Raw genomic sequence first — 23555 nt, forward strand, 5'->3', positions numbered from 1 at the left:
GCACATGCCGCGGCTCCCGGATGAACATTCGTATGTCTAGCGGCGCGACGAACGCTTGACCACTTCGGCATGGGCGAAGCGATCGTGGGCACCCAGCATGCCGTTATCGGGCGAGATGGTGCCGACGCTGATGAGTCCACCAATGAAACCGACGAGCTGGCCGAGTCCCGGCACGATGTTGACGAGGCGGAACCAGTTTCGTTTCATCGCCTGTCGCGGGCTAAGCCGCTCGTGCGTGTCGACGTCGCGCACCTCGTAGCCTGCCGCCAGCTTGATGGGGCTGCCGCCCCAGAGCACCTCGGGGAGGATGAAGTACGCCGAGAAGACGACGAAGAAGAGGAGCGCAGCGATGGCGTCTCCGCTGTCGCCGAATACGCTGAGCGGCGCAAGCACCGCACCGCCGACCATCGTGGCAAGGAAACCGTCCACGATGCCCATTGCCCAGCGAGTGCCGGGCGTGGCGCGTTGCGCGACCGCGCCGTAATCCACGACGCCGGTGGGCTGTCCCCACACTGGGTGCGCGGGGCTGGGCACGTTGTTATTCGGCCCCACGCCCGGCGTGTGTGCGAAGTTAAGAGAAGAACCGTACGGGTTCACCGCAGGTTGATCGAGCTGGGCGTACTGGCCATAAGGGTTCTGCGCAGGGCCCGGCTGTGCGTGCTGGTGCGGCTGCGGGGCGCTGGCGGCCTGCGCGTTAGTGTCGTGGTCGGGTTCCGTCCACCCCGTGTAGTCCTGTGGCCACGTGCCAAAGTCGCAGAGGTACTGCAACTGCGCCCACGTGACGCCACGGCCAGCGCGGAGCGCTTCATCGTAAAGCGCGCGGGCCTCGTCGTTGCCTAGGATGCCGTAGCCGATATTCGTCTCACGCCGCGTATCCGCCGACGTGGAATAGCCCTGCTGAGACAGGCGCGCGTCGCGCGCCGAAAGCAATACGCCCAGAGCAGTCGAGTTCTCCTGCGGATCAAGACCAAAGTGGGTGTAGAGGTTCGGTGCATGCATGGACGCTCACGGATCCTTTCGTTGCTGCACTGCGCACCCCATCGCGCTGCGAGAGCGCCGCGCGGGGTGCCGCAGAGACTCTGCTGGGTGTGTTTGTGGCGCTATTTTATCGCCCGCGCCACGACTCGCTCGAGCGAACGGCGGGGTGACGTGCGGATGAGCTACTTGCGGCGGAGCAGGGCCACGAGACCGGCGCCCACCGCGCCGAGAGCCGCGCCAATGCCCAGCGTGGTGCCCGTGGACGGACCGCTCTTCATCTCGTTGCGCACACGAATAATCGCCGGTGCGGGGACGTCCACGTCCTCGGCGTTGACGAGAGACTCCTCCGTCGTCGCCGTCCAGGCTGAGACATAGAGCACCACGCGCCAGACGAGGTACATGACAACCATGAGGACAATGACGGGGCCGAAGACGGCGCCCGCCGGGTTGCCTGCAGCAGAGGACATGATGACGGTGGACAGCTGCTTGAGGACCTCAAAGGCCACGGCGCCGATAAGGGCACCCATGAGGCCGGACTTCTTCGGCACCTTAGTGCGCGGCAGGATGACAATGAGCCACCCGAACACGAGGAAGTTCGCAATGAGACCGACCACTAGGCCGACGAGGAAGATCACGATATTCATGCCGGGGAAAGATTCAATGCCCACCCAGTCGAAAACCTTCTGCGTGAGTCCAGACGAACCGGCTGCGGTAACGCCGAAGGCGATGACGAGCGCGACGAGCAAACCGATGAGGCCGAGCAAGTCGCTAAGCTTCTTTTGAATGAAGGTGCCGCCTTCATTCGCGTCGATCTTCCACATCGCGGAGATACCAACGCGCAGGTTGTTCATCCATCCCAAGCCGGACCACAGGGTGGTCAGACCACCGATGCCGAACATGGCGCCGCGCTGATCGACGGCGGTTTCAAGAACCTCGTTGAGTGTCGAGCCTAAATCACCCGAGACAGACTCGGTGATGCGGTCCTGCAATTGCTGAAAAAGATCGGGGCGCGATGCCAAGACCGTTGCCGCACCCGCGGTAAGCAGCATGAGCAACGGGAAGATAGCGAGCACCGAGTAGTACGTGGTGGCTGCGGCGAACTGGTTGCCGCCCTCAGACCCGTACCGATCGAGCGTGCGCATGATGTGGTCGACGAAGGGCGAACGCTCACGCACTTTGTCGACGGCACCTGGCTCGTCATCATATGCGCGTTCAATGCCGTACACGTCGGTGCGTGCCTCGTCGTTCTTCGTAGACGGAGATGACGCTGCTGTCATGCGGACGAGAGTCCTTTCTTAGAAAGAAATAAGTTACTCGTCCTAGAATATCGTGGTCCTAGCCACGGCGGGGGCGGAGGAAGCCAACCTTGTCATAAACGTTATCGAGCAGGGGCTGCGCGATCTCCTGCGCGCGCTCCGCGCCGCGGGCAAGGATGGACTCGAGCTCGCCGCGGTCCGCCATGAGTTCCTCATAGCGTGCCTTGAGCGGCGTGGTGAACGCTTGGAGGGCATCGGCAGTGTCGACCTTGAGGTGACCATAGCCCTGACCTGCGTACTTCTCGACCAGGGCATCCACGGATTCGCCGGTAAGCGCGGACTGGATGATAAGGAGGTTGGACACGCCCGGCTGGGTCTCACGGTCGAAGGCGACAGAACCCAGATCATCCGTGACGGCGGACTTGATGCGTTTGGCCGAGGTCTTCGGATCGTCGAGCAAGTTGATGATGCCCTTCGGGTTCGAACCCGACTTCGACATCTTAGAGGTCGGATCTTGAAGGTCGTAGATTTTCGCGGAGCCCTCCGGGATGAACGGCTCGGGCACGCGGAAGGTCTCGCCATACTTGGCGTTGAAGCGCTCGGCCAAGTTGCGCGTGAGCTCGAGGTGCTGGCGCTGGTCCTCCCCCACCGGCACGAAGTCCGGCGAGTACAGCAGGATGTCCGCCGCCATGAGCATGGGGTAGGTAAACAGGCCCACGGAGGTGCGGTCCGAGCCTTGCTTGGCGGACTTGTCCTTGAACTGCGTCATGCGTGAGGCCTCGCCAAAACCGGTGAGGCACTGCAGGACCCAGGTGAGCTCCGTGTGCTGCGGAACGTGGGACTGCACGAAGAGCGTGGACTTCTCCGGATCGATGCCCAGGGCGATGAGCTGGGCGGCACCGGCGATGGTGCGCTGGCGCAGCGCCTCGGGATCCTGCTCCACCGTGATGGCGTGCAGGTCCGGGATGAAGTAAAAGGCCTCGAAGGAATCCTGCAAGTCAATCCACTGCTTGAGGGCTCCCAGGTAATTACCCAAATGGTAGGAATCCGCCGTGGGCTGGATACCGGAGAGGACGCGGTGCGTCGCGGCGTCGGTGCTCCCCGCGGTTGCTGCAGAATTCTGTTCAGTCATAGTCATTCAGTGTAGTGCGCGGCCTCCTGCGTGCAAGGCCCAGGGTTAGCCTCGCGCTACACGGCCATTCTTTATGTCAACACCCACCGGCGTGCGCAACTCCCCCACAGAGCGAAAGCCGCCCCTCCCGAAACGGGAAGGGCGGCTCAGCGTCGTGAACGCGAGAACTAGATCTTGCGCTTGGTCGGGCTGTGGGTATCCAGCGCGTTAGAGAAACCAGCGACCATGAGTGCGCCGCCTACGCCCATGAGGACCATCGGTGCCAGGGACAGGAAGGACGGGCCTTCGACGCTAAACCACCAGATGGCGGCGGCCAAGATAACAGCGCCGAGGATGAATTCAATTGCTGCGCGTGCCATGCAGTTGCTCCAAGTTCTCGCGAGGAAAGAATGATATAGACGTCACAGAGTTTAACACCCGGCACACGCTTCAATCCATTAATGCCCGCTTTCGGCCGCTCGCGCGGGGGTAGCCTTAGCGGTACTCCACCACAAGCGGCGAGTGATCGGACCAGCGTTCCTCGACGCTCGGGGCCTTGTCGACCCAGGTGCGCACGGCGCGGTCGAGCATCGCACGGGTCGCGGCTTGATAATCGATGCGCCACCCTGCGTCGTTATTGAAGGCCTGACCACGGTAGGTCCACCACGTGTACGGGCCTTCCAGCTCCGGCTGGAGGCGACGCGCGGCGTCAAACCACACCGGCTCATGGCCGGCCGCGCGAGCCGCCCAATCCGTCTTCGTCGCGTACTCCACCACGCCGTGGTACTCGCCCAGGCGCGCCTTGACCTGCGGCTCAGAATCCGGGAATGCGCCAAAGACGAAGTCCATGAAGGCGCGCTCCTCCGGCAGGTGGCCAGCCTTCTTCTCGTTCGCCTTGTTGTTCTTCAGGTCCTGCGCGCGGTGGCAGATATTCCAGTCCCCGCCGATGACCATCTGTGGAAACTCGTTGGCACGCTCCTCGAGCACATCCGCGAACTCGTCCAGGAAGCGGTACTTCTCATCCAGCTTGGGCGAGTCCGTGTCGCCGCTGGGCAGGTAGAGGGAGGCGACGCGCTCGCCGTTGGCGACGGTGGCCTCGATGTAGCGACCGGAAGATGCAAAGGAACCGAAACCCACAGAGACATCGGAAAGCTCCGTGCGGGAGAGGATGCCCACGCCAGCGCGGCCCTTGGCATCCGACTCAGCCTGAACCAGGTGCCAGCCCGCCTCGAGCGACGGCGCCAGGGCCTTCTCCGTCTCCTTGGGGTTCGCGCGCACTTCCTGCATGAGCACAACGTCCGCCGGGGTCTGGGCCAACCAGGCGTTCATGCCCGGGTTGAGTTCGTTGCGCTGCTTGCAAGCGGCGCGGATGCCATTGACGTTGACGGAAGCGATGGTAAAAGTCATGCCGCCTACTCTAGCGGGCGGACGAGCGGGCCAAGCGCGCGGCCACGACGCAGAGGACGACGGCGGCGGCTGAGAGCGCGGCGCCAGCAAGCGCCGGCGAGCCGAAGCCCAAGCCCGCGCCGACAACCACACCGAGCGCGTAGGCCGAAATGATGGCCGAGGCGGTGTCCTCACTCACCCCGAAGTCCGCCGCGATGAGTGGCAGCAAGCCCATGGAGGTAAATTCCGTGGTACCGAGCGCGAAGGCGCCGAGTGCCATGGCGAGCATGGCGATGGTACGGCGACGCCGCCCCATCTCCGTCTGGCGGGAATGGGGCGGCGGTGGAGCCGGCGGCGGGGCGCCCGGCCGGTGGGCTGGGATTCTTCGACTATCCGCGTGGTGTCCTTGTATATGGTGTCCTTGCGTACAGTGCGAGTGAGTGCGTTTTAGCTTTGCTCGACGATCTTGACCTTGGGCGCAAACGCCTCCGGGTCGCGACGCATGATGCGGCGCTTATCCCACATCGTGACGAACCACAGGGAAACGCCCACGAGGGCAAGCGCGGCACCGGCCAGCGCCGTCGAGTTGTAGGAGAAACCGGCGCCCACGACAATGCCGCCGATGGCGGCGCCCATCGCGTTCGCGATGTTAAGGGCCGACTGGTTGAGCGCAGAGGCGAGCGCCTGGGCATCACCGGCGACCTCCATGAGGCGCAGCTGCAGCGAGGGCACGAGGACGGAGCCGAAGAAAGCGAGGACGCCGAAGACGAGGGCTCCGGTCCATGCATTGTGCGCGGCGAAGTAGAAGGCGACGGCCAGGCCCAGCATGCACGTGAGCGCGATGAGGATGGCGCCGTCCATGTTGCGGTCTGCCATGGCACCGCCGGCGCCATTGCCCAGCGTCATGCCAATGCCGTAGGCCATGAGCACGGCCCACGTCCACTTCGCGTCCATGCCAGCGACCTCCGTCATGGTCCACGTGATGTAAGTGTAGATGGAGAACATGACCGCGAAACCGGCGATGCCCATGAAGACCGTGAGCCACACCTGGGAGTTCTTCAACGCGCCCATCTCCGTGGCCAGGGAGGTCTGTTGCATCTTCGTCATGTGTGGCATGAGGAAGTAAAGCAGGACCATCGTCGCGAGCGCAATGATGACCACCAGGAGGTACGCCGCGTGCCACGTCATGGCCTGGCCGAGCGCCTGTGCGGCCGGCACACCCACGACGGTGGCGACAGCCAGGCCCATGCCCACAAACGCCATGGCCTTACCGCGGTCGCCCGCCGGGGACATGGAGGCCGCGGACAGGTTGGCCACGGAGAAATACGCGCCATGCGGCAGGCCAGCAACAAAGCGGGCGATGACGAGCACCGCAAAGTTGGGCGCCAACGCCGTAAAGAGGTTGCCCACGAGCAGGAACGCGATGAGCAGCAGGATCAGGCGGCGGCGCGGGAGCTTGCCTGTCACCGCGGAGATCACCGGCGCGCCCACCACGACACCGAGCGCGTAGAGAGAGATAAGAATCGACGCGGAGTCCTCAGACATCCCGAAATCGTGCGCGATAAGCGGCAGCAAGCCCATGGACACGAACTCGGTCGTGCCGATAGCGAATGCGCCCAGCGCCATGGCAAGCATGACGAGGGTGCGGCGCGTCGAGGAAATCTCGGTCTGGCGCGGCACGCGCGGGGCGTTGGGGTCGCGGGGATGCTTACGCTGGTCAGTCTTTGCGGAGGAGTCAGTCACGAGCAAGGACGTTAGCTAATTATGAGTGCTCTTCGTAAGTTGGAAGCGACATTCACGACGAATCAGACATGACTCACCACGTGTGACATGGTGCACTCACCGCCCGCCCGATATCCCCCGGTAGGCTGCGCCTTTCTTTCCCACAGGCCGTAGGCGGTAGTGTAGGCTCACCTAAACAATGCAAGCCTTACTTACCATGAAGGATGTCTCTGATTATGGCTCACGCACGTTCCTCCGCTCGCACGTTCTCACGTCTCGGTGCGCGCCCGCTTACCGCAACGCTCGCTGGGCTCACGTGTCTCTCGCTCGCGCTCACCGGATGCTCGTCCGCGGATTCCGCCACCCCTGGCGGCTCTGACTCCCAATCCGCGCCCAACGCACAGTCCTCCTCTGACTCCGCCGCGGCGTTCCCCGTCACCGTCCAGCACGCCTTCGGCGAGACCACCATCGAGGCCGCCCCGCAGCGCGTCGCCACCGTAGGCTGGGGCAACCACGAAGTACCGCTGGCCCTCGGCATCGCCCCCGTGGGCATGTCGAAGGTGACGTGGGGCGACGACGATGGCAATGGCATCCTGCTCTGGGTCGAAGACAAGCTAACCGAGCTCGGCTCGGAGACCCCTGTTCTCTTCGATGAGACGGACGGCATTCCCTACGAGCAGGTCGCGGAAACCAAGCCGGACGTCATCCTCGCCTCCTACTCGGGACTCACGCAGGAGGATTACGACACGTTGTCCAAGATCGCACCCGTCGTCGCCTACCCCACCCAGCCGTGGACCACCTCGATGGAGGACATGGTCACTATGAATGCGAAGGCCCTGGGCAAGGAGGACGAGGGCAAAGAGCTGCTCGCTGCCCTCGATAAAGAGGTCTCTTCGACCTTGGACTCTTACCCCGATCTCAAGGACAAGAAGGTGCTGTTTACCTCCTTCGGCGGCGCCTCCGATCCGTCCAAGGTGGGCTTTACACCACCGAGGATCCCCGCATGGGCTTCCTCGCCAACCACGGCCTCGCCGTGCCGCAGGTGGTCAAGGACAACACCGAGGGCGCCGACTCCTTCTGGGTCGAGGTCTCCGCGGAGCAGCCAGAGCTCTTCGAGGACGTCGATCTCTTCGTCTCCTACTCCCAGGGCAGCGCGGAGGCCGACGCCCAGGCGCTCAAGGACATGCAAAAAGACCCGCTGCTGTCCAAGATCCCCGCCATCAAGAATGGCCACGTCGCCTGGCTGCCGGAGGGACCGCTGGGTGCCGCATCCAACGAGTCGCCGCTGTCCATTCCGGCCACCATCGACGACTACTTCTCACTCCTCAACGACGCCGCCCAGTAACCAGCACAGTAACCCGCCGTGACGCACCAGATGCCCCGTCTTCCCGAGACCACCGAATCCCCGAACCGCCCGCGTCCCCGCCCAAGCACCGATTCAGGCCCGGACTCAGGCACCCGCACGCACGCCCGCCGCGCCAGCCTTGTCCTCGCCGGCACGCTCCTCGCGCTCGTACTCGCCGTCGTTGCGTCTGTCATGTTTGGCGTCCGCGTCATCGGCGTGACCGACGCCCTCGCCGCGTTGCAGGGACACGCTGACACTGCGGCGCAGGCGGCAGCCTATGTCCGCGTGCCGCGCACGATCCTTGCCGTCCTCGTTGGCGCAAGCCTCGCCGTCGCGGGCACGGTCTTTCAAGGCGTCACCCGCAATCCGCTCGCCGATCCCGGCATCTTCGGGGTGCTCGCTGGGGCATCGCTCGCCGTCGTCACTGGCATCACGTTCTTCGGGCTCGTCCGCCCATTCAGCACCATGGCCGTGGCCATCGTCGGTTCCTTCTTGGCCGCGACCTTCGTCTACGCGGTGGGATCGCTCGGCCGCGGCGGAGCGACGCCGCTCAAGCTGGCGCTCGCGGGCGCGGCCACTGCGGCGGCCATCTCCAGCCTCGTCTCTGCCATCGTGCTCCCCCGCGCCGACGTCATGGATACCTTCCGCTTCTGGCAGATCGGCTCCGTGGGCGGCGCGCAATGGCCACACCTCGCCGCCGCGGCCCCGCTGTTACTCCTCGGCGCCGGCATCGCCGCCTACTGCGCGCACGGGCTCAACGCCCTAGCGCTGGGCGATAGTCTCGCCAGCGGTCTGGGATTCCATGCCGCCCGCACGCGGCTTCTCGCAACCATCGGCGCGGTTATCCTCTGCGGCTGTGCAACGGCGCTTGCCGGCCCCATCGCCTTCATCGGGCTCATCGTCCCGCATCTCATGCGCGTGCTCGTGGGCACCGATCACCGCGTCCTCCTGCCAGCGTGCGCGCTCGGCGGTGCGGTCGTCCTCACCGTCGCGGACACGGTGGGTCGGCTTATCGCCCGGCCCGAAGAGCTCGCCGTGGGCATCCTCATGCCCTTCCTCGGCGCTCCGCTATTTATCTGGATCATCCGCCGCACGAAGATACGAGAACTCGCATGACCTCCACGACCACCACGCCCGCGCCCCGCACGCAGCACGAACTCGCCCACGACATCCGCGCCGCCCGCCGTAGTCGTGCACGTTCGCACGCTCTGCGCACCACTGTCCTGGTCCTCCTCGTCGGCGGCCTATGGCTCGCCAGCCTCGTCTTCGGGGAGGTGACCTACTCGCTCGGCGACATCGCCCGCGTCATCGCCGGGCAGACCGTCCCCGGCGCGTCCTTTAGCGTCGGCGAGCTGCGCCTGCCGCGCGCCACCGTCGCCGTCGCCGTGGGCCTCGCGTTTGGCATCGCAGGAACCACCTTCCAAACCATGCTGCGCAATCAGCTTGCCTCGCCTGACATCATCGGCATCTCCTCGGCGGCCTCCGCCGCGGGCGTCACGGGCATCGTCGCCTTCCATTGGTCACAGACCGCCGTCTCGGCCTTGTCGCTCGCCGCCTCACTCGTCGCCGCCGCGGTGATCTACCTGCTCAGCCTCAAGTCAGGTTTCTCCGGTACCCGGCTCATTCTCATCGGAATTGGCATCTCCGCCATCCTCAATTCCTGGGTGACGTACCAGCTCTCCCGCGCCGCGGCATGGGACCTCGGAACCGCCACCCGCTGGATCACCGGCTCTCTCAACACGATGAGCTGGGAGCGCGGCGCCCCGCTGCTTCTCACCGTCGCGCTCTGCGTACCGCTTATGACAATCGGCCGCCACCAACTCGCGGTACTCCGGCTTGGCGATGCCCTCGCCACCGGCCTCGGCCTGCGCCTGGGCGTCGTGCGGGTCGCACTCATCGCCGGCGCCGTCACGCTGATCGCCGTGGGCACCGCCACTGCTGGCCCCGTCGCCTTCGTGGCCTTTATGTCCGGACCCATCGCCACTCGGCTCTACCCGGGAGGGCTCACCTCTCCGCTGCCCGCCGGTCTCATCGGCGCTGTCCTCGTCCTCGCCTCCGATCTCGCGGGGCAATTCGCCTTGGGTACCCGCTACCCCGTGGGCGTCATTACCGGCGCCCTCGGCGCGCCTTTCCTCATCTATCTGCTCACCCGCGCCCGCCGGTAACAACACAACGCAACGCCCGATAAACCCACCTACAAAGAAAAGAGCTTCCATGCACTCCGAACTCCGCGCGGATTCGCTCACCGTCGGCTACGGCGGCACGCCCATCCTGGACGATCTCAGTCTCACCGTCACGCCGGGCCGCATCACCTCCATCATCGGACCCAACGGTTGCGGTAAGTCGACGCTGCTCCACACGCTCTCGCGTCTGCTCAAGCCCGCGGGCGGTTCAGTCCTCCTCGACGGCCGCGACATCTCGTCGGTTCCCACCAAGGAACTTGCGCGCACCCTGGGGCTCTTGCCGCAATCCCCCACCGCGCCCGAAGGCATCACCGTCGCCGAACTCGTCGGCCGCGGCCGCTCGCCGCACCAGAATTTCCTCGGCCAGTGGTCGCAGGCGGATTACGACATCGTCGCCCAGTCCCTCGCGGCCACCGGTCTCACAGAACTTACCGAGCGCAGCGTCGACGAACTCTCCGGCGGCCAACGCCAGCGCGTGTGGATCGCCATGGCGCTCGCACAGCGCACCGACGTGCTGTTCCTCGACGAGCCCACGACATACCTCGACGTCAAGCATCAACTCGACGTCCTCGATCTCCTCGTCGACCTCAACGAGGAACGCGGGACCACCATCGTCATGGTCCTCCACGATCTCAACCTCGCCGCGCGCTATTCGGACGAGCTCATCGCCGTCTCCCACGGCAGAGTCCTCGCCCACGGCACTCCTGCAGACGTCGTCACCGAAGACACCGTCCGCGCGGTCTTCGGCATCGACTCCACCATCGTGCGCGATCCCGTCTCCGGCGCACCCGCAGTCATGCCCATCGGCCGCCATCGCGTCTCCACCCCATCCACCACCCACTAATCAACTCGCCTAGTAGAAAGGAAGCTATGCCTTTCCTCGCCTTCCGCGCCCACGTGGTCTCCACTCAGCGCATTTCCCCGTCGTTCCAGCGCATCCGCCTGGGTGGCTTGGAAGACATGGGCCCCGCCGGCCCCACCCGCGACCTGCGCATTAAGCTCATTTTCCCTGGATCTCAAGGACTGCCTGCGCTTCCCGAGGGCGATGCCAATTGGTTCGACCACTGGCGCAGTCTCGATCCCGCCGCGCGCGGCCCCATGCGCACCTACTCCGTGCGCAACCATGTGGGCAGTGAGATTGACGTGGACTTCGTCCTGCACACCGCCCCTGGCGCGACGGGCCCCGCCTGCGCGTGGGCTCAGGCCGCGCGCCCCGGCGATGAAATCCTCGTCATCGCGCCGCCGCTTTCCGATGCCTCCGGTGGCGGCATCGAGTTCTCTCCAGGTTCCGCCTCCCAGATTCATCTCTTCGGCGACGAGACGGCCCTACCCGCCATCGCGCGCATCATCGATGAATGGCCGTCAACTCCTGTGGGACTCACCGGCACTGCCCACATTGAGGTCCCCTACGCCCAGGACCAGCAGATCCTCGCCGCGCCCAACGGCGTGGACGTGCGCTACTACGCGCGCGGCACCCGCCCGCACGGCGAGGCACTCCTCACCGCCGCCGCGCAGCTGCTTAAAACCGAGGTTCCCGAGTACTCCCCCACCGGAATGAGTCCAGAGGAAACGGTGTGGGAAACCCCCGTTTTCTCGGCCTCCGGCGAACCCCTCGACGCCAGCTCCGATGCCCACACCGCCTCGCCGGCTCCTGACGCCTACTTCTGGATCGCCGGCGAGTCCACGCTGGTGACCACCATGCGTCGCATGCTCGTCAAGCAGGTTGGCGTCCCCCGCGAGCAAGTGTCCTTCATGGGCTACTGGAAGCGCGGCCGCGCCGAAAACTAACCCTCTTTAATTAGTCTCGCTCACTACTTTGACGACATATTGAATGTCGTGGACCTAGTTGTTGTCGAGGGCGTTGTACACGATAGTTTTTAGGGCTGGTCCTACTGTGAGTACAGAGGTGCCGATTCCGGATACGACAAGCGCCGCAGCTGGGCCGATAGTGCTTACTAGCGGCGCCCCAATGATGTATCCAATGAGCATCGCGGAGCTATTAATTGATCCCATTGTAGAAAGCGCTTTGGGCTTAACCCCCTCAGGTACCGCTCCGACAATAACGATTCGTAGTGCGGCCACTTGAGCGGCATTACAGACTCCCCCAAGAAAGAAGCACGGAATACAGAGCCATAATGAGGGAATAATTCCAGGTAAGGCTATAAAACACCCCATAGTGAAACCCGCCCCGGTCAGGACCTTTTTGGCGTTATTTGAGTTGAGGCGAGCTGAAAACCGTGCGCCAAAGATGCGGCCCACGATAAAAGCCTGAGCAACGATCGCATACAACGTACCGCTGGCGTGGAGGGTTTTTGTCACATAGAAGACAAGCGCAACGTTGAAAACCGAGGTACAGATGATCGCTCCCCAAATACTGGTTAGCGCGGACCTAGAGCTTTTATTTTTTAGCAAGAGAGAAGGAGCTTCGAGCACCTTTTGAAAAAAGCTCGGCGCGGCTTCTCCATCCTGAGGCGAAAGTGGATTGTCTCTGGACGTAAATGTGTAAAGGATGAAAAAGACAAACAGCGAGAATGCCACGGCGCAAGCTTCAACGAAGAGAGCTGTCTGCAAGTTTCTCTGGTCAAGAAGTACTCCTCCTAGCGGTGGCCCGAGGAATCCGCCGCCAAGGCGCGCTGTATCTAAGAGGGAGAAGACTTTCGCTTGTTGTCCTTCGCCGGCTCGCGAGTCAACAATGACAAAAATGGAGGGGATTGAAAGTCCACTTAAACATGCAGTGACGAGGTTTCCGAGAATGAGAACCACTGGCTCTGGATAGGCTGCCATTGACAATAAGCCCAATAGGTCCAAAATCAGAGCAGAAAGCGCTATGTGGTAGCTGCTGAATTTGTTGAAGAGCGGGCTCAGAAAGGGGACTGCGAAAACTTGGGCGCAGGTTCCGGAGATAAAGATGCCCGCTACTAACAGTTCACCCTTATTAAGCTCGGCGAAGTGGAGCGAAATTGAGAGGCTAGTCATAGCCCCGCACATTGACATTAAAAAATAGGTGGCGGTCAAAGCATAAGCCAAACAAAGCCCTTCGCCGCCACCTCTTCTAAAGAGCTGCATTTAGGCTGATTTTATCCAATGCTCGACCGATACATCGGCTTGGTCTGCCCCCATAGAACTGAACATAGTGGAATGTCGCGGGTCTTGAAATACACTCTTTTTCATTGAAATAGTCGATGTCGTACCAAGCAACTCCAGAGTAGACGACCGCGTCTCCATCTTGGAAAACTTCTTTGATAACGAACTGCCAATCATACGGGTCCGGAACCCTTGGGCCTCGTTCAACCAGCCGAGCGTCGGACACCTCAAGCTGATGAAGACATTTCTCCAAAGACTTCTTATTAGCAAGCCGGATTGAAACTTTACTGTCGGCAACGGCTTCTCGACCTTGAAGCCTAGAAGGGGTCGAACCCCCTACTGCAACTATTTCGGGAAACGTTTCGAACGTGAACATCAACGCTCCTCTATGTGACGGAAGTACTCCAGCGATAGTAATGATACACATTTCACATTCCAAGGGGGTTCGATACTTAAAAGCTAAGCCCGTACATCTCCATTACACGAACACATCGCACACTCTTCTATCTATGCCAGACTCACTGCGAGCTATGTGCACTACGCCCCGCTCAAACGGGGTTAACCACGCTCACAAAACCCACCCAACGTGTCGCAGGCACACCGTACAACAGGTATTCTTAAGCGTCGAAGATTTTTTCAACTTTATTTAGGAGAATCATGGCAAAGATCATCTGGACCCGCACGGACGAAGCTCCGCTGCTGGCTACCTACTCGTTCAAGCCCGTCGTTGAGGCCTTCGCCTCCACCGCTGGTATCGAGGTCGAGACCCGCGACATCTCCCTGGCCGGCCGCATCCTGGCACAGTTCCCGGAGACCCTCGGCGACCAGAAGGTCGATGACGCTCTGGCAGAGCTGGGCAAGCTCGCTAAGACGCCGGAAGCCAACATCATCAAGCTGCCGAACATCTCGGCGTCCCTGGTTCAGCTGAAGAAGGCCATCGCCGAGCTCCAGGCTGAGGGCTACAAGCTCCCGGATTACCCGGATAACCCGTCCACCGAGGAAGAGAAGGCCATCGCCGCCGCCTACGACTCTGTCAAGGGCTCCGCCGTCAACCCGGTTCTGCGCGAGGGCAACTCTGACCGCCGCGCCCCCATCGCCGTGAAGAACTTCGCTAAGAAGAACCCGCACCGCATGGGCGCTTGGACCGCTGATTCCAAGACCAACGTTGCCACCATGGCTGACAACGACTTCCGCCACAACGAGAAGTCCGTCATCATGCCGGCCGCTGACACCCTGACCATCAAGCTGATCGGCTCCGCCGATCAGAACGAAACGATCCTCCTCGACGGCCTCAAGGTCCTCGAGGGCGAGGTCATCGACGGCACCTTCATGTCGGCCAAGGCCTTGGACGATTTCCTGCGAGACGCAGTCTCGCGGGCCAAGGAAGAGGGCGTCCTCTTCTCCGCTCACCTCAAGGCCACCATGATGAAGGTCTCTGACCCCATCCTCTTCGGCCACGTTGTCCGCGCCTTCTTCGCTGACGTCTTCGACAAGTACGGCGAGGAGCTCTTCGCCGCTGGCCTCAACGGCGAAAACGGCCTGGGCGCCATCTACGCGGGCCTCGAGAACCTCGAGAACGGTGCGGAGATCAAGGCTGCCTTCGACGCTGCCCTCGAAAACGGCCCGGACCTGGCCATGGTCAACTCTGACAAGGGCATCACCAACCTGCACGTTCCGTCTGACGTCATCATCGACGCCTCCATGCCGGCCATGATCCGCACCTCCGGCCACATGTGGAACAAGAACAACGAGGAGCAGGACACCCTGGCTGTCATCCCGGACTCCTCCTACGCTGGCGTTTACCAGGCCGTCATCGAGGACTGCAAGGCCAACGGCGCCTTCGACCCGACCACCATGGGTACCGTCCCGAACGTCGGCCTCATGGCGCAGAAGGCGGAGGAGTACGGCTCCCACAATAAGACCTTCAAGATTGCTGCTGACGGCAAGGTCCAGGTCGTCAACTCCGCTGGCGATGTGCTCATCGAGCACGACGTCGAGGCTGGCGACATCTGGCGCGCATGCCAGACCAAGGACGCCCCGATCCAGGACTGGGTCAAGCTGGCCGTCAACCGCGCTCGCCTGTCCGGCATGAAGGCCATCTTCTGGCTCGACCCGGAGCGCGGCCACGACCGCAACATCACTGAGCTGGTGAAGAAGTACCTGCAGGACCACGACACCGAGGGTCTCGACATCGAGATCATGGATCCGGTCTCCGCAACCAAGGCGTCCGTCGAGCGCATCCGCAAGGGCGAGGACACCATCTCCGTGACCGGTAACGTTCTGCGTGACTACAACACGGACCTCTTCCCCATCCTCGAGCTGGGCACCTCCGCGAAGATGCTCTCCGTCGTTCCGCTCATGGCTGGCGGCGGCCTCTTCGAGACCGGTGCAGGCGGATCCGCTCCGAAGCACGTCCAGCAGGTCGAGGAAGAAAACCACCTGCGTTGGGACTCCCTCGGCGAGTTCCTCGCCCTGGCCGAGTCCTTCCGCCACGAGCTCAACGCTCACGGCAACGAGAAGGCTGGCGTCCTCGCCGCCGCTCTCGACAAGGCTACGGAGACCCTGCTCGACGAGGGCAAGTCCCCGTCCCGCAAGGTCGGCGAGATCGACAACCGCGGCTCCCACTTCTTCCTCACCCTCAACTGGGCCAAGGAACTGGCTGCGCAGTCTGATGACGCTGAGCTCGCCGAGCACTTCGCTCCGATTGCCAAGGCTCTCGAAGACAAGGCTGATGAGATCGCTCAGGCCCTCATCGACAACCAGGGCCAGCCGGCTGACCTCGGCGGCTACTACGCTCCGGACGAGGACAAGCTCAACGCTGTCATGCGCCCGGTCGCTGCGTACAACGAGATCATCGACGCACTGAAGAAGTAGTCCTTCTTCTCCACAGACTCGGCCCCACCTCCCTCATTCCCGGGAGGTGGGGTCGTCCCCCGTTTTCTGAGCTTGCCGATGCCCCTTTGGGCCCCGCGCAGCACCGCGTCACCGTCGCGGCCCAAGGCCGCGAGCGGGCTTCGGTCATTCCCACACGGCTATTCCCACACGGCTGCGTCCGGGTCGACACCCTGCGCTGCCGCAGCCGCATTGATCGCGGCCTGCAGCCACTCCGCTAACCCAGCCTGCCGCTCGTCGTAGTGAGCTCGAAAGCGCGGGTCAGCGGTGTATCCGCGCGCGATGAGAACGTGCTTCGCGGGGCTTACCGGGAAATGCTCGCACAGCAGCGTGCGGTGTTCCTCAACGAGCGCACGAGCTTCCTCGGACTCTGGCGTCGTGCCGGCCCCGCATGCCGCCGCCAAGCGGACCTCGAGTTCATCGGTGCGCGACTTGAGGTCTGCCCAGTCCTCCGCCGTGCGCTGCGCAGCGTTCTTCTGCGATATCGCCCAATCATCCGAGCCGCCGTAGCGCTCTTCTGCTTCCTCGTGGTGCTCGGCAAAGTGAGCGTCGCCCAGCACCGTGGCGATTTCGTCAACGCTGAGATTCGTATCCTTCATTTCTTCCTCCATGAGATAGTCGAGGGCATCAAGCATCTCGTCGAGCTTGTGCCGTTTGTCCATGAGCAATGCGCGTTGTCGAGCGAGGTGCTCGAGGGACGTTCCCTCAGCGTCGAGTACCCGCGCAATATCGGCGAGTGCCATGCCCGTCGCACGGTAGATCAGCACGCGCTGTGCCCGTGCGATGTCTGCGTCGGAATACACGCGGTAGTTCGCCCACGTACGAGCGCTCGGCACCACAAGTCCGCGTTCTTCCCAATAGTGCAGGGTGCGCACGGACACGCCGAGGACGGCTGCGGCATCGCTAACACCGCGGCCCTCGCCGTCAAACTTGTTGTCGTTGCTCATGAACCCATCACAGTCCCTTACGCTACGTGAGGGTCAAGTCTTAAGCGTCACGCGCGTGACGTCATGAGCACGGAATCGACTGCAGGCATCCCAATCGTAGAAAAGAAATGCGAACTTTCCGCGCCTATGTCGCCTAGCTCCCTATCCTGGTAAGGGCGCACAGGTCGAACACGCAAAGGAGACATTTCATGGCCCAGGACGCCCTGAACACCGATACGGACACGATTCACGAGGTATCGGGCGTTAGTCCGGACTTCCGCACCGAGCTCGCTGCGCAGTTGGCACACCTTGTCCCTGAAGCCGTCGCCGACGGCACCATCGACATCGACAAGCTCACTGAGCTTCTAGGCGGCGACGCATCCGGAACTGCGGAGCGCTTTGGCTTGTTCTGGCCGGGGAAGAAGCGCGCCATGCGTGCCGCCCAGCTGCCCACTTCTGCAACGCTGCGTCCGGAAAAGGGCAAGTCCAGGAACTGGGACTCTGCGACGAATGCCTTCATCGAAGGCGATAACCTCGAGGTCCTCAAGGTGCTCCAGAAGCACTATCACGGCCACATCAAGCTCATTTACATCGATCCTCCGTACAACACGGGCCATGACTTCATCTATCCGGATAACTTCAAAGACGGCATCAGGAACTATCTCGGGTGGTCGCAGCAGACGAGCAGCGACGGCAAGAAGCTCTCCACAAATGCCGAGTCCGAAGGCCGGTACCACTCCAACTGGCTCAACATGCTCTATCCGCGACTCAAACTTGCGCGCAATCTGCTTACTCCTGACGGTTACATCGCTATCAGCATCGATGACAGCGAGCTTTCCAACCTCGTGACCATGTGCCGCGAGATCTTCGGTGAGGACAACGTCATCAACACCATTCCCGTGAAATCGAGTGAGACCTCGGGCGTGAAGATGTCGCACGTCGACAAGCGCCTGCCCAAAATCAAGGAATATGTGGTGCTCTGCACGCGCGACCACACGCGGGCATCGCTCAATCGTGTCGACGTCCCCAAGAGTGGCTCTGCTGATGGAACGCTGGACAAGTACCTCAAGTACTACAACAAAATTATTATCAACCCCAGCGCCCCGGCCGAGGAATGGGTTCTCACCTCCGTCAAAGACGCCATGGTCGAGCAGGGACTTCCCACTACTGCAGACGCTGTACGGAAGTTTAAGGTCGAGAACGCGGAGCGCGTTGTCTATCGCACCAACAACGCTTCGCTCAGCGACATGGCCTTCGACACTCCTATTGCACGCGTGACGTCTCCCACGGGCATCGAGTACATCTGGTGGGAAGGCAAGCAGATGCTCTTCCTCAGCGATTATCTGAAAGAGTCGCTCTGCGATCTGTGGACGGATATCTCCACTATCAACCTCAACAAGGAAACCAACGGCGTCAAAGGCTTCCGAAATGGCCAGAAACCGCTCAAGCTCTTGCAGCGCATTCTGGCGCTGACCACGCAGCCAGCGAGCAACGACATCGTGCTCGACTTCTTCGCGGGCTCTGGCTCAACGGGTCACGCCGTCATGAAACAGAACTCCGAAGATGGTGGCAACCGGCGCTTCATTCTGGTGCAGCTTCCGGAGCCGTTGCATGAGAAGAACAAGGAGCAAAAGGAAGGGTATAAGTTCTGCACGGAGCTGAAACTCGAACCGACGATTTCCTCGTTGTCTCGCGAACGCGTAAGGCGTGCCGCCGAAGAATTCGATGCTGGGTTCCGCTCTTACACGCTCGCCGATACCAACTTTAAGAAGTGGCAGCCCCAGCCAGGAATCGACGCCGAGACGCTGAGCCAGACCCTGATCGACCTGCGCGGCAGCAGCAATGACAATGCGGATCCCGAGGATCTCCTCGTGGAAATCCTCCTCAAGCAGGGGCGCTCTCTCGTCGAATCGATTCGCGACATCGACATCGATGACCTGCCGTACACCATCGTTGGGGAGCAGCATGCCGCCGCCGGGGAGGACCGCACCTGCCTCCTGCTGTACCTTAACGAGCATGTAAAACCGAGCGTCGAGCAACTACGAGCAGCCGTCGCGACTGCGCCAGCTGAGTTCATCATTCTGGAGGATGCTTTCCAGGGAGACGACGAGCTGAAGACCAATGTGGTGCAGATCTGTGCAACACACAACGTCGAGCTGCGGACTGTGTAAGGAGCACTCATCATGAAATTCAAGTTTGATCCGAAGCAGGACTATCAGCTCGCCGCCATCAACTCGGTCACGGAGTTGTTCAAGGGACAGCCGAAAGATGCCGGCAGCCTCGTCTCTTCTTTGAACCTTCCAAGCCAGCCTGTCGACCTGGCAGCGACGACCCTCGACGGAGAAGAGGACGACGCTCTCTTTAACATCGATGTCAGTGCAGAGATCGGCGCAGTGGGCAATAACCTGGTGGTGGGTGACGACCAAATCCTGCGCAATCTGCAGGAGATCCAGAATCACAATGGGCTAGAGCCTGCCACTGAGCTCAAGGATGGGCGGCAGTTCGATATTGAGATGGAGACCGGTACGGGTAAGACCTACGTCTATCTGCGTACCGTGTTCGAGCTCGCACGGAAGTACAACTTCACCAAGTTCATCATCCTCGTCCCCAGCGTTGCGATTCGCGAGGGCGTGAAAACGAGCATCGAGCTCATGGCCGATCACTTCCGGCAGCTCTACCCGGATCAGCCCTTCGATCACGTGGTCTACAGCGGCAAGGACGCCGAGCAAGTCCAGTCCTTTGCGACGTCCACCAGCATTCAGATCATGATCATGACGATTAGCTCTGTGCGCAGCAAGGGCGACCGCCTCATCATGCACCAGACTCGTGACAAGCTCAACGGCCTGCGCCCCATCGATTTCCTCCGCGCGACGCAACCCGTCCTCATCCTCGACGAACCGCAGAACATGGAGTCCGATCTTGCGAAGACCTCGCTCGAGGGACTCAACCCTGCGTTCATGCTGCGCTACAGCGCGACGCACCGCGAGACCCGCAACGTGGTCTACCGGCTCGATCCGGTCGACGCGCACGAGCTAGGACTGGTCAAGCAAATCGTCGTGGCGGAGACCACGGAGCATGGAAACGACGCCAAGCCGTATATCAAGGTGGTGTCGGTGAAGAGCCAGCCGTGGCAAGCCCGTCTCGAACTCGACTGCCGCAAGAAGGACGGTTCGTTCAAACGTCAGGAAAAGAACGTCACAACGAACCAGGATCTAGCGAAAGTCACGGGTAACCCGGCGTACGAGAACAACTGGCGCATCAACGAGATCAACCTCGACGCGGGCGGCTTCGTGGAACTTACCCACCACGGCATCCTTCGTGTCGGCGAGTCCATCGGTTCCAATGACGACGCTGTGTACCGCGAAATGATCCGAGAAACCATCCGTGAGCACTTCCGCCGTGAGTCGATGCTGCGCGAGCAAGGCATCAAGGTGCTCAGCCTCTTCTTCGTCGACAGGGTCCACAGCTACCTCGGCGATGGCGCCGACAATGACACCGCGAACGGCAAATTCGCGCAGTGGTTCGACGAGCTATTTATCGAAGAACGTGCGCGGTCTCCTCGTTACGAAGAGTTGCTGCCGCAAGATCCCGTCGAGCTGCGCCGCGCGTACTTCTCACAGATTAAGAAAGGCGTCTACGACGATACGAGCGGCACATCGAAGAATGACGAGGACTCCTACGACCTCATCATGAAAGACAAGGCGCGCCTGCTCAGCGAGGACGAACCTGTACGCTTCATCTTCTCTCACTCGGCGCTGCGCGAAGGCTGGGACAACCCTAACGTCTTCCAGATTTGTACGCTGCGCGAGATGGGCTCGGAGACCGAACGTCGCCAGACGATCGGCCGCGGTCTGCGTCTACCTGTGGACCAGGACGGCGTGCGGCTGTCCGATCAATCCGTCGCGCAGTTAACCGTCGTCGCCAACGAGTCCTACCAACAGTTCGCCAGCAATCTCCAAAAGGAATACACGAAGGCGGGCGTTGCCATCGGCTTCATTGGCAAGGGCCACTTTGCGAAGATTCGACGGCCGGACTCCGAGGACGATAAAAACATCGGCTACGCAACCTCGGAGCGTATTTGGGAGGAGCTGAACGACCGCGGTTTCCTCGACGAGGACGGTCGCCTTACCAAGGATTTCACCCCCAATGCTGACGGCTTCGCCCTTGAGCTCAGCGACGAGTTCAGTGACGTTGAAAACGAAGTGCTTGCCCTCATGAAGCGCGCGAGCATCGGAACTCATATCAAACCTATCCGTCATCGCACGACACGCACGCTCAACAAGGAACTGTATTTCGAGTCTCCCGAGTTCACAGAGTTCTGGAAGACCATCACTCAGCGCACAACCTTCAGCGTCTCCGTCGATCGCGATGAGCTCATTGAAAACGCGGTCGAAGGGATCAAGAATGCCCCAGAGATCGAGCCGCTGCGAGTGCAGGTGACCAAGGCCAAGCTGACCATCTCCCGTGGCGGCACGGAGGGCGAAGAAACTAGTAGTCCGCGCGCCACCGACCTCCGAGGGAGCTTCCAGCTCCCAGATATCGTGACGGAGCTCCAAGAGGCGACGTCGCTCACCCGCAGGACAATTATCGATATCCTTCTACAAAGCGATCGGCTCGACGAGTTCATCGGTAATCCGAATGACTTCGTTGCAATGGTGCGCACCATCATCCAGACCGAGCTTTCAATGCTTGTGACCAAGGGCGTGCAATACGAGAAAATCGATGGCAGCGTCTATTCCTTGTCGGAGCTGCGCGAAGACGGAGTGAAAGAAAAGCAGCACTTCCTCGAAAACCTCTATGAGGTCAAGAACAAGACAAAGACAGACTATGACTACGTGGTCTATGACTCTGACACGGAGCGGCAGTTCGCCAAGCTGCTCGACGGCAACGACGACATCAAGCTATTTGTGAAACTGCCCCCGAAGTTCAAGATCGACACTCCCGTCGGCCCGTATAACCCGGACTGGGCGATTGTTAAGCGTGTGGACGGCGAAGACAAGCTGTATATGATTCGCGAAACCAAGTCCACGATGGATCGAAACAAGATCCGCGCCAGCGAACAAGCGAAGATTGATGCAGCAGAGGTCCACTTTGCAGCGATAGGCGTGAACTATTCCAAGAACGCCCCAGGGCACTGGAATATCTAGGCGCTGTGCAACACCGCGTGCGCGGCGTGCCACCCCGGCATGCCGTGCACACCACCGCCGGGCGCGGTGGCGGCAGACGCGAGGAACACCCGTTGCGTGAGCTGGTAAGGGTTGCGCACAAAACCGGGGCGTAGGAACAGCTGCGTGCCGGTCATGGCGCCGCCGGCGATGTCGCCGCCCACGAGGTTGGGATTCCATGTCTCGAGGTCCGTCGGACTCATGACGCGGCGGGCGAGCACGTGGGCAGTGAACCCCGGCGCGAAGCGCTCAAGCTGTCCCTCGATGTGTTCGAGCGCTGAGCCAGTGAAACCGTGAGGCACGTGGGCATAGGCCCACAGCGTGTGGCCGCGTCCAGGATCCGCGGCAGACTGCTGGGCGACGAGCACGACGGGGCGGGCGGGCATCTCGCCGCGCGCGATGGCGCGCTCGGCGGCGATGAGGTCCGGCACGGTACCGCCGAGGTGAACGGTGCCGGCCTCCCCTACCGCCGGGTCCCGCCACGGGACTGGGCCATCGAGTGCGTAGTCGATCTTGAACGCACCGGGGCCGTAGCGCCAATCGCGCAAGACCCGTGCGCGGCGTTCCGGCACGATGAGGTTGCGCAAGCCGAGCACTTGGCGCGGGGTGAGCGCGAGCACGACGGCATCGAAGCGGGTGAGCTCCCGCATATCCGTCACGGGATGAGCAGTGTGGATAACGCCGCCGTGGGTCGCGAGGACACTCGCCAGGGCATCGGTAATGGCGCCGGAGCCGCCGCGCGCCACGGGCCACCCCGTCGTCATGCCCAGCGCGCCAAAGAGGACGCCGAAAGCGCTCGTGAACGGCAGGGTCGGCGAGCACAGCGCGTGGAGTGCCGAGCCGATGAAGAGCGCGCGGGCTGCTTCCGTCCGGAAGAGTGCGCGGGCTTGCGCACTCGCGGGCGGCGCGGCGCGCACGCCGAAGCGTGCCATGGCCAGCGGGTGCGGCGGGACGCCGGTGAGGGGACGCAGGACGTTGGCGAGGTGGGTATCGGAAAGCTGCGCAATGGGCGCGTGCAGCGCACGCCAGGCGGGACCATCGACGCCAAGACGCCGCGCGGTGGCGTTGAGGTCCCGATGCAGCAGGGCCGCAGGATCATCATCAAAGGGATGCGCGAGCGGATAACGCGGGTGGGCCCATTCGAGGCCGTGGTCCTCGAGACCCAACGCACGGAAGGCTGGGCTCGCGACGCCGAAGGGATGGGCGGCCGCGCCGAGGTCAATCGTCCGGTCATAGAAGCGGACGCTGCGCGCGGCGCCGCCCGGCGCGGGACCAGCCTCGAAGACCTCGACACGCAGCCCGGCGCGCGCCAGCACCGCCGCGGCGGTGAGGCCATTGGGCCCGGCGCCCACGACGGCGGCGCTGCGGAGAGTGGTCATGCGGCCAGAATACAGCGAGTCCAAGCCCCCAGTAATGGCGACGCTGCTCGTCATTACTCTGCACTATGGCGAGCAACCTCGGCATAAACGCCTCTCGATGGCGTGTCCGGGATCCGGCTTTCGACTAA

Annotated in this window: 18 protein-coding genes and 1 pseudogene; 8 read left to right on the forward strand and 11 right to left on the reverse strand. The window is 62.2% G+C overall.

Features of this window, described 5'->3' with window-relative positions:
* Positions 1-36: 36 nt before the first annotated feature.
* The 7 genes from HMPREF2559_RS07755 to HMPREF2559_RS07785 form a co-directional block, all read right to left on the reverse strand.
* On the reverse strand, positions 37-999 hold the full coding sequence (locus HMPREF2559_RS07755; RefSeq protein WP_066510876.1) for an RDD family protein: 963 nt from the start codon (positions 997-999) through the stop codon (positions 37-39).
* A gap of 161 nt (positions 1000-1160) precedes the next feature.
* Positions 1161-2255 carry a YhjD/YihY/BrkB family envelope integrity protein gene (locus HMPREF2559_RS07760; protein WP_066510863.1) on the reverse strand — a complete coding sequence of 365 codons (1095 nt, stop codon included), beginning with the start codon at positions 2253-2255 and terminating at the stop codon, positions 1161-1163.
* Between the two features lie 58 nt (positions 2256-2313).
* On the reverse strand, positions 2314-3366 hold the full coding sequence (trpS, locus tag HMPREF2559_RS07765; protein ID WP_070540192.1) for a tryptophan--tRNA ligase: 1053 nt from the start codon (positions 3364-3366) through the stop codon (positions 2314-2316).
* 167 nt (positions 3367-3533) lie between these two features.
* Positions 3534-3725 (reverse strand): hypothetical protein, encoded by a 192-nt coding sequence (locus HMPREF2559_RS07770; protein WP_066485014.1) that lies wholly within the window; start codon positions 3723-3725, stop codon positions 3534-3536.
* Between the two features lie 115 nt (positions 3726-3840).
* Entirely contained in the window at positions 3841-4752 is a 912-nt protein-coding gene (locus tag HMPREF2559_RS07775) for an exodeoxyribonuclease III (RefSeq protein ID WP_066485011.1), read from the reverse strand.
* Between the two features lie 10 nt (positions 4753-4762).
* The gene (locus HMPREF2559_RS12465; RefSeq protein WP_066510857.1) at positions 4763-5047 is read right to left on the reverse strand and encodes a hypothetical protein; all 285 of its coding nucleotides are present in this window, start codon (positions 5045-5047) and stop codon (positions 4763-4765) included.
* Between the two features lie 131 nt (positions 5048-5178).
* A complete protein-coding gene (locus HMPREF2559_RS07785; RefSeq protein ID WP_082723170.1) occupies positions 5179-6366 on the reverse strand; it encodes an MFS transporter in 1188 nt (395 codons plus the stop codon).
* Positions 6367-6689: 323 nt separating this feature from the next.
* Here HMPREF2559_RS07785 and HMPREF2559_RS07790 point away from each other — a divergent pair.
* The 5 genes and pseudogenes from HMPREF2559_RS07790 (at position 6690) to HMPREF2559_RS07810 (ending at position 11769) form a co-directional block, all read left to right on the forward strand.
* Positions 6690-7798, forward strand: a pseudogene (locus HMPREF2559_RS07790) (iron-siderophore ABC transporter substrate-binding protein).
* Positions 7799-7816: 18 nt separating this feature from the next.
* Entirely contained in the window at positions 7817-8914 is a 1098-nt protein-coding gene (locus HMPREF2559_RS07795) for a FecCD family ABC transporter permease (RefSeq protein WP_246817221.1), read from the forward strand.
* On the forward strand, positions 8911-9963 hold the full coding sequence (locus HMPREF2559_RS07800) for a FecCD family ABC transporter permease (RefSeq protein ID WP_070540194.1): 1053 nt from the start codon (positions 8911-8913) through the stop codon (positions 9961-9963). Before HMPREF2559_RS07795 ends, HMPREF2559_RS07800 begins: the two co-directional genes overlap by 4 nt.
* A 49-nt stretch (positions 9964-10012) precedes the next feature.
* Complete coding sequence (locus HMPREF2559_RS07805) at positions 10013-10825, forward strand: ABC transporter ATP-binding protein (RefSeq protein ID WP_066510845.1); 813 nt, start codon at positions 10013-10015, stop codon at positions 10823-10825.
* A 26-nt stretch (positions 10826-10851) separates the two neighbouring features.
* Complete coding sequence (locus tag HMPREF2559_RS07810; RefSeq protein ID WP_066484984.1) at positions 10852-11769, forward strand: siderophore-interacting protein; 918 nt, start codon at positions 10852-10854, stop codon at positions 11767-11769.
* A gap of 54 nt (positions 11770-11823) precedes the next feature.
* On the opposite strand, the gene HMPREF2559_RS07815 is transcribed toward HMPREF2559_RS07810, so the two are convergent.
* Together HMPREF2559_RS07815 and HMPREF2559_RS12770 are read right to left on the reverse strand one after the other, a co-directional pair.
* Positions 11824-13047 carry an MFS transporter gene (locus HMPREF2559_RS07815; protein WP_068801595.1) on the reverse strand — a complete coding sequence of 408 codons (1224 nt, stop codon included), beginning with the start codon at positions 13045-13047 and terminating at the stop codon, positions 11824-11826.
* The gene (locus HMPREF2559_RS12770) at positions 13034-13441 is read right to left on the reverse strand and encodes a hypothetical protein (RefSeq protein ID WP_148138796.1); all 408 of its coding nucleotides are present in this window, start codon (positions 13439-13441) and stop codon (positions 13034-13036) included. The genes HMPREF2559_RS07815 and HMPREF2559_RS12770 overlap by 14 nt, the downstream gene beginning before the upstream one ends.
* 281 nt (positions 13442-13722) lie before the next feature.
* On the opposite strand from HMPREF2559_RS12770, the gene HMPREF2559_RS07820 reads away from it, so the two are divergent.
* The gene (locus HMPREF2559_RS07820) at positions 13723-15939 is read left to right on the forward strand and encodes an NADP-dependent isocitrate dehydrogenase (protein WP_066484980.1); all 2217 of its coding nucleotides are present in this window, start codon (positions 13723-13725) and stop codon (positions 15937-15939) included.
* 158 nt (positions 15940-16097) lie between these two features.
* On the opposite strand, the gene HMPREF2559_RS07825 is transcribed toward HMPREF2559_RS07820, so the two are convergent.
* Entirely contained in the window at positions 16098-16904 is an 807-nt protein-coding gene (locus HMPREF2559_RS07825; RefSeq protein ID WP_070540196.1) for a MerR family transcriptional regulator, read from the reverse strand.
* A 188-nt stretch (positions 16905-17092) separates the two neighbouring features.
* Between HMPREF2559_RS07825 and HMPREF2559_RS13270 the strand changes: the two genes are divergently transcribed.
* On the forward strand, positions 17093-19054 hold the full coding sequence (locus HMPREF2559_RS13270) for a site-specific DNA-methyltransferase (RefSeq protein WP_066484975.1): 1962 nt from the start codon (positions 17093-17095) through the stop codon (positions 19052-19054).
* Positions 19055-19066: 12 nt separating this feature from the next.
* Entirely contained in the window at positions 19067-22030 is a 2964-nt protein-coding gene (locus tag HMPREF2559_RS07835; RefSeq protein WP_070540198.1) for a restriction endonuclease, read from the forward strand.
* Here HMPREF2559_RS07835 and HMPREF2559_RS07840 read toward each other — a convergent pair.
* Complete coding sequence (locus HMPREF2559_RS07840) at positions 22027-23427, reverse strand: phytoene desaturase family protein (protein WP_148138797.1); 1401 nt, start codon at positions 23425-23427, stop codon at positions 22027-22029. The two genes, HMPREF2559_RS07835 and HMPREF2559_RS07840, sit on opposite strands and share 4 nt — an antisense overlap.
* Positions 23428-23555 lie beyond the last annotated feature (128 nt).

Source organism: Corynebacterium sp. HMSC072G08, from assembly GCF_001809185.1.
Classification (GTDB): Bacteria; Actinomycetota; Actinomycetes; order Mycobacteriales; family Mycobacteriaceae; genus Corynebacterium; species Corynebacterium phoceense.

Excerpts from the sequence above, each read along its gene's own strand:
- HMPREF2559_RS07755 (WP_066510876.1), bottom strand. The coding sequence starts at position 999 with ATGCATGCACCGAACCTCTACACCCACTTTGGTCTTGATCCGCAGGAG.
- HMPREF2559_RS07760 (WP_066510863.1), bottom strand. The coding sequence starts at position 2,255 with ATGACAGCAGCGTCATCTCCGTCTACGAAGAACGACGAGGCACGCACC.
- trpS (WP_070540192.1), bottom strand. The coding sequence starts at position 3,366 with ATGACTGAACAGAATTCTGCAGCAACCGCGGGGAGCACCGACGCCGCG.
- HMPREF2559_RS07770 (WP_066485014.1), bottom strand. The coding sequence starts at position 3,725 with ATGGCACGCGCAGCAATTGAATTCATCCTCGGCGCTGTTATCTTGGCC.
- HMPREF2559_RS07775 (WP_066485011.1), bottom strand. The coding sequence starts at position 4,752 with ATGACTTTTACCATCGCTTCCGTCAACGTCAATGGCATCCGCGCCGCT.
- HMPREF2559_RS12465 (WP_066510857.1), bottom strand. The coding sequence starts at position 5,047 with ATGGGGCGGCGTCGCCGTACCATCGCCATGCTCGCCATGGCACTCGGC.
- HMPREF2559_RS07785 (WP_082723170.1), bottom strand. The coding sequence starts at position 6,366 with ATGCTTGCCATGGCGCTGGGCGCATTCGCTATCGGCACGACCGAGTTC.
- HMPREF2559_RS07800 (WP_070540194.1), top strand. The coding sequence starts at position 8,911 with ATGACCTCCACGACCACCACGCCCGCGCCCCGCACGCAGCACGAACTC.
- HMPREF2559_RS07805 (WP_066510845.1), top strand. The coding sequence starts at position 10,013 with ATGCACTCCGAACTCCGCGCGGATTCGCTCACCGTCGGCTACGGCGGC.
- HMPREF2559_RS07810 (WP_066484984.1), top strand. The coding sequence starts at position 10,852 with ATGCCTTTCCTCGCCTTCCGCGCCCACGTGGTCTCCACTCAGCGCATT.
- HMPREF2559_RS07815 (WP_068801595.1), bottom strand. The coding sequence starts at position 13,047 with ATGCAGCTCTTTAGAAGAGGTGGCGGCGAAGGGCTTTGTTTGGCTTAT.
- HMPREF2559_RS12770 (WP_148138796.1), bottom strand. The coding sequence starts at position 13,441 with ATGTTCACGTTCGAAACGTTTCCCGAAATAGTTGCAGTAGGGGGTTCG.
- HMPREF2559_RS07820 (WP_066484980.1), top strand. The coding sequence starts at position 13,723 with ATGGCAAAGATCATCTGGACCCGCACGGACGAAGCTCCGCTGCTGGCT.
- HMPREF2559_RS07825 (WP_070540196.1), bottom strand. The coding sequence starts at position 16,904 with ATGAGCAACGACAACAAGTTTGACGGCGAGGGCCGCGGTGTTAGCGAT.
- HMPREF2559_RS13270 (WP_066484975.1), top strand. The coding sequence starts at position 17,093 with ATGGCCCAGGACGCCCTGAACACCGATACGGACACGATTCACGAGGTA.
- HMPREF2559_RS07835 (WP_070540198.1), top strand. The coding sequence starts at position 19,067 with ATGAAATTCAAGTTTGATCCGAAGCAGGACTATCAGCTCGCCGCCATC.
- HMPREF2559_RS07840 (WP_148138797.1), bottom strand. The coding sequence starts at position 23,427 with ATGACCACTCTCCGCAGCGCCGCCGTCGTGGGCGCCGGGCCCAATGGC.